The organism is Blautia glucerasea, assembly GCF_020537505.1.
In the GTDB taxonomy this organism is placed as follows: Bacteria; Bacillota; Clostridia; order Lachnospirales; family Lachnospiraceae; genus Blautia_A.
In genome coordinates this window covers 1-6528 of the sequence record NZ_JAJBMO010000047.1, presented here as the reverse complement: position 1 = coordinate 6528, position 6528 = coordinate 1, and the positions used below count along the sequence as shown (strand labels likewise).

At 38.6% G+C, this 6528-nt stretch carries 3 protein-coding genes; all 3 read right to left on the bottom strand.

Features of this window, described 5'->3' with window-relative positions; translation table 11 throughout:
* Window positions 1–2173 (bottom strand): hypothetical protein (locus LIQ05_RS18865; RefSeq protein WP_226822882.1); only part of this gene is annotated, 2173 nt, incomplete at its 3' end.
* Window positions 2174–2488: 315 nt separating this feature from the next.
* Window positions 2489–4282 (bottom strand): Ig-like domain-containing protein, encoded by a 1794-nt coding sequence (locus LIQ05_RS18860; protein ID WP_226822881.1) that lies wholly within the window; start codon window positions 4280–4282, stop codon window positions 2489–2491.
* A gap of 227 nt (window positions 4283–4509) precedes the next feature.
* Window positions 4510–6180 carry an AAA family ATPase gene (locus LIQ05_RS18855; protein ID WP_226822880.1) on the bottom strand — a complete coding sequence of 557 codons (1671 nt, stop codon included), beginning with the start codon at window positions 6178–6180 and terminating at the stop codon, window positions 4510–4512.
* Window positions 6181–6528: the final 348 nt, after the last annotated feature.

Sequence of the window (6528 nt, the reverse complement as noted above, 5' to 3'; positions counted from 1 at the left end):
CGGATGCACCGCTGGCAAGCTTCACAGTGATCACGGTAGTACCAGCTTTCTTAGCTACTACATTTCCGCCGCTGATTACTGCGATAGATGGCTTGCTGCTGGTGCAGGCTGCTACATTGATGGAGTCACCTGTTGTGAATCCGGTTACCAGTTTGCCAAGGGCTACTTTCTTCTTCAGCTGAAGCGGAACTTTCGCAGATACCACTTTTATGGTTCCATTCAGCTTCGCTACGGCTGCTGTTTCTGTCTTACCACAAACCTTACAGGTTCTGGTCTTCACACCTGCTGCCAGAACGGTCGGAGCCTTGGTTACAGTGTACTCGCCGAAGCTGTGCTTTCCAGTTGCCGGGATTGCTGTTGCAGCCTGTTTTTCACCACAAACACTGCATTCTATATGCTGACTTCCAGCGGCAGCACAGGTTGGCTGTTTGTCTACCACGACTTTATCCCATTTATGATTACATTTACTTTCACATTCAGCAGATAATGTATACGTTATCTCATCATCAAGACTATAACAGCATATATAGTAAGTTAAGCCTTTTTGCAGTTTAACATCCAGAGAAACAGCTTCTTTTCTATCCGCATAAACGCTGTTCATTCTATCTTTGTTGCTATTATAAACTATAATTTCAGAATCCGACACACCTGCAGGAGTGCTAAATTTCCAGGTACCAGTCTGATCCGGCACAAATTTAAAATAACATCCCCATGAAATACCTACATAGGCCTGATCCTTTTCTCCTGGAATAAACTCTTTTGCATGTTCAAAATCTGGTGCAAATTCAGCCTTATATTTTTCCGGGCATGTATAAATATACACGCTTTTTGTGTTTCCTATAGCATCTGTCACTGTACAGCTATATGGTACAGGAACATCATAATATCTGTATTTCAGCACCGGATCTGTTGCACCTTCAATGATTTCTTTCCCATCAAACTCTATATACCATTGATACTTTAGAGGTTTATATTCTTCCTCACAGTTCGCGCTGACTTTTAATTCTACGGGCTCACTTTCTGGTACATATATGATTTTTTCAGCCTCAACAGTAAGCTTTGTATCAAGTCTGACGGTAAAGTCAACGGATTCCGAATTATATTCCTCACTTACTTTACAAATGTATATTGTTTCAGGATCTGCAACTGCAGGAATCTGAAATTCAGCACTGGTAGCTCCGCTTATGGCAATCTCTTCCTCTCCTGATTTTCTATACCACTGATACTGCAGCGGGCATTTGGAGCTTGCCTTTACTTTCAACAATGCAGTTTTATTTTTTTCCACATATATTTTTCGATTTCCATCTGCTTCAACTTCAAGATAGCTGTCCACGTAAGTACGACAAATGATCTCACTCTCATTATATCCATCAGAGACCAGACAATAATAATAATATCCTGAAATTACATCATCAATTGCATATTCCGCTTTCGTCGCACCTGGAATCAAATCGTGTTTCTTTCCATCCAGACCTCCATCATACCATTGATATGTAAGTTTTCCTAATTCTGTATATCCACCTGGACTAAGGACCGCAGATTCTCCCGGTTCTACGGTAACACTGTATGTATCACTGGTAATAAATCCAGTATCCATATTTACAATCCAATAGGTAGATTTTGTTTCATTTCCATCAGATATTTTACATTCGTAATAAGTTGCTGTTTCCAGTTTATCTGTTTTATAAACATTACAGTCCTTTCCTTCAGCCACCATTACCGGGGAAATATCTTTTCCAACTTCTTTTATCTTCCACCACTGATAAGTGATCTCGCCATGATTACTAATTGCAAAAGCCCTGATTTCTGCACTTTCTCCTATTTTAACAGTTGTGGTGTTGTACTCGTTCTCATCACCAATCTCTAATCCATCACCGCCAAATTCATCATTATAGCCCTGTGCATCTACAAAATCATCTGTTGCTGCTTCTTCAATATTATCCTCAAAAACAAATCCATCTGACAATTCTGCCGGATCGCTATCTGCATCCTGATCCTCTTCCATACCGTAAGTATCTTCTTCATTCTCTGTCGAAGCATCCTCAGTATCGGATTCCTCTCCGGATACAAATCCATCCTGTATTTCTTCCGCACTGACTGCCACAGTCTCTATAGGAACAGATGCAGCAATCATTGCAAATGCTAACACAATCGCCAGTTTTCTTTTCTTCATATTAACTTCCTCCTAAAAAATCTATATAGTCTGTCATCAAAACTCTTTCGGCATCCTATATTCGAATATCATTTTATAACATCTTTTTTTCTATTTCAATGTCTCCCAATCCAAAAAACTTAAGATTATTTTGTGCATTTTTACTATTATGAAAAAAAGCTCCGAAAATCTTATAATCATTTAAATTTATGATGTTAATAAGATTTTCAGAGCTAATTATGATTTTTATTGTTTCTGTTTTACTTTTGCTTTAATACTGCTTTTCCGTTCATTTTCACTGGAATTGTTTATTTTTACCATTCTGGAAAATGCCTATTATTTCTTTACCGTTACCACACACTTCTTTGTAACCTTTCCAGCCTTCACGGTGATCGTTACTTTTCCTGGCTTTTTGGCGGTTACTTTACCTTTACTGGTTACTGTGGCGATTTTCTTGTTGGAGCTAGTGTATTTGATAGCAGCTTCTGCTCCAGATGGGTTGATTTTCGCCTTGATGGTAAAAGATTTGCCTTTCTTTAATGTCTTGGAAGCAGGTACACCCTTTATTCCGGTTGGAGCTTTCTTGGCTACTGTTACTTTAACTGTCTTTGTTTTCTTGCCGGCTTTAATTGTTATCTTTACTGTTCCAGATTTCTTCGCTGTTACTACGCCGTTTTTAGATACAGACGCTATTTTGGTGTTGGAAGATTTGTAGGACACCTTGCCGGTGGAAGTAACCGGGCTGATTACTGGTGCAAGCGTGGATTTCTGTCCCACTGTAAGCTTCAGGGTTGACGGGATTGTGATTGCTGTGGCTGTGACTGCTTTTTTCTGTACATTGATTGTTATCTCTTCGTTTACACCGCTTCCAAGGCTGAGTGTTATCAAAGTGCTTCCAACCTTCTTAGCTACTACTTTTCCTCCGCTGATTACCGCTACATCTGGCTTGCTGCTTAAGCATTCTGCGGTCTTAATGTACTCTCCATTTTCTAGTTTTGTTACCAGTTTAGTGAGTTCTATGCTCTTGTTCACCTGAAGCGGGATTTTATCTGCTACAACCCTTGTAGTTGTCCTTAATCGCTCTACCAAGGCTGTTTCCGTTTTGCCACAGAGCTTACAGGTTCTGCTCTTAAGACCTGCAGCCAGGACTGTAGGGGCTTTTGTCACGGTGTATTCACCAAAACTATGCTCACAGGCATTTTCATACTCTGCTTTTAATGTAACAGTAGTTGCACCGCTTTCCATATTATAGCATTTTATATAATAGGTTTCCCCTTTCTGTAATTTCACATCCAGAGAAACTGAACCTTTTCCAGATTCATCAGCATCTTTAATCCCTTTTTTTGAACTATTATATACCAAAAGTTCTGGTCTGTCTAACTGAGTCGGAATGGAGAGCTTCCAGTTACCAGTCTGGTCTGGAACAAATTTGAAATAGCCTCCCATGGATTCATTTGCATAAATCTGGTTTTCTTTTCCCAGCACAAAATTTTTCGCATAGGCAAAGTCCGGTGCAAATACCGCTTTATACTTTTCCGGGCAGACATACACACGTACTTTCTTGCAATTTCCAACTGCGTCTGTTATCTCACATCTATATGGAATAGGATAATCAGAATAGTAATTTAACTTTAATACAGATTCTGTTTCTCCTTCCATCATATCTTCTCCACCGAAATCTTCTATATACCACTGATAAGATAAAGGCTTATACGCATCCCCGCAGCTTGCATCAACCTTTAATTCTGCAAAGGTGCCCTCTGATATGTACATAATTTTATTTTCTTCAACTGTAAGATCTGAGGACGCCTGGTTCTCCGCTTCTACAGGATCTGTTTCTGCGATTTCTGCTGTTTCTTCTGCTTCATCTGTCCAGACCTGTTCCTTGCCTTCCTCTGCATTTTCCACAGAAACAAAACCATCTGACATCTCACTGTTTCCAGCTTCCGCCTCTTCGGTGGTGCTGTAATCTGTTTCTCCTTCTTCTGCAAAAGTATCCTCTGCTGCTGTGTCTTCTGAAGCAACAAATTCCTCCTGCATTTCTTCCGCACTGGCCGTCAGTACGCCAGCAGGAACAGATGTGGCAAGCATCATAAGGGATAATACCAATGCCAGTTTTTTCCTCTTCATATTTTTTTCCTCCTATGAATACATTTACAGCTCATTTCGAAGCTGTATCTGACTATTATTTTATATTATTATCATTTTTCATTCAACACACCCCCCTAAGCCAAAATTAGCAGTTTATTTTTGTATATTTTCACCAATTCAGACACAAAAAGCTTCGAAAATCCTATGATCATTTAGAATCTTAATATTCATAAGGTTTTCGAAGCCATATCTTCTTTTTTATATAATTATTTTTTCTTTACCATACAACGCTTTTTAAAGAATGAAATTCCATAGCAAAGGATCTGATCATAATCATCTTCATATTCCTTTGCATACATCTGATCGTCAATTTGCTGTAAAGCCACATCACACTCATGTTCCAGGTTTTCTAGAGCTTTTGTATATTTTGCTTCAAAAATCGCTACACGTCCATTGATAGAATCGTAAACTACCACATCGCTTCTTCCTTCACCATGTTCTTTATTGGAATCCACCATATATCCAGCACCTGTAAAAATACCAGCAAGAAATGCATGATAAAAATCTTCCCTATAATCATGGTAACTAATAGTGCGTCGCAGTAAAGCGTTCATTTCCTTTGTAATTTGCTCACTGTCACCGTTCCAAACTGCTGCAAACAGACAATTTCGATTCCACTTTCTTGCACTGTCATCAAACCATTTGGTTACAGTTGTCTCAAAAATCTCCTTAATCTCTGCATTTGGAATCATAAGTGCAACCATTCCATCAGGAAGTTCCCCTCTAAAATCTGTTTCACGTGCCTTAGTCAGATATCCTGTCAGATATAGCAGACTCCAAAGATTATCTTCAGAAGAATGCAGATAATCATAAGTCAGATTTTCATCCACGCGTTGGACAATGCATCCTCCCGACATTAAAGTTTCTAATTTTTTTGTAATATTACTTCCTGCATAATCAATGAAAGAACGAATGATTGCATTATCGCTAGTATTTTTCCAATAACTGATGGGCTTTGCCTTTGGATTGCGCTGTAACTCCACCAGGTAATTCATCACATCCCAGGGACAATAAACGTCAAAATCGCCAAAATGGTAACCGTCATACCATTTCTTAATATTCTCTGTCTGCTCAACTAAATCCGCATCCTTCAGTAATTGATCAACCTCATTTTGCACAAAGCCAAAGTACTCATTCAAACGAGAATACAAGATCGTATCTGATACAAAATTGTTGGTTCCTGTAAAAATGCTCTCTTTCGCAATCTTCAGACAGCCTGTGATAACAGCAAACCGAAGCGCCTGATTATCTTTCAACGCCTGCATCAAACTTTTCATAACATCAAGCATTTCCTTATAGTAACCATTTTTGTTCGCTTTTGCCAATGGAACATCATACTCATCTATAAGGAGAATTGCAGGTTTCCCATAATATTGCTGCATCATCCCAGTCAAAAGCATAAGGCTGCTCTTGACCTCTTTCACAGAACCACTTCCATGTGCAAGATTAATAAATGCTGTCTTTTGGAATTCTGTAACATTTTTTCCATCAAGCAAATACAGATGTTTATTATACAAATCTGCAATCACCATTGTCAGCATATCGTAAGCCCCGGTGAAATCCAGACCATCCACCTGCCGAAACGAGATAAAGGCTGTAGGATACTGATTCATCCACTCTGCACACAATGTTTGGTGTTCTGCAATTCTTAGTCCTTCAAACAAATTTCTGCTATCCTTACGGATATCAAAAAAGTTTTCCAGCATACTCATGCCTAATGTTTTCCCAAATCGACGTGGACGAGTAATCAGTGTCACCTTTATTCCTGTTCTATTAAGAAGTTCTTCAATTAGTCCCGATTTATCAATATAGTAATAGCCATTTTTTCGAATTTCTTCAAAATCAGAAACACCAACAGGAATATTCAGTTTCTTCATCTCTGCCACTCCTTTCTCGTTGCTATACTTAGTCTTTATTATTTCTATGTTATCATGAATTCCATGCTGTTACAAGAAAAAGCTAGGTTTAGAAACATATTGAAAAACTCCGAAAATCTTATCATCATTTAAATTCATGATGTTAATAAGATTTTCGGAGCTTTCGTTATGCTTTTATTGTTTCTGTTTTACTTTTGCTTTATAATAGCATTTTTCCATTCCTTTTTCACTGGAATCATTCACTTTTACTATTCCTGCAAATGCCCATTATTTCTTTACGGTTACAACACAGGTCTTTGTAACATTTCCAGCCTTCACGGTAATGGTTACGGTTCCAGCTTTCTTTGC

Coding starts and splice junctions, on each gene's coding strand:
- LIQ05_RS18860 (WP_226822881.1), bottom strand. CDS start 4,282: ATGAAGAGGAAAAAACTGGCATTGGTATTATCCCTTATGATGCTTGCC.
- LIQ05_RS18855 (WP_226822880.1), bottom strand. CDS start 6,180: ATGAAGAAACTGAATATTCCTGTTGGTGTTTCTGATTTTGAAGAAATT.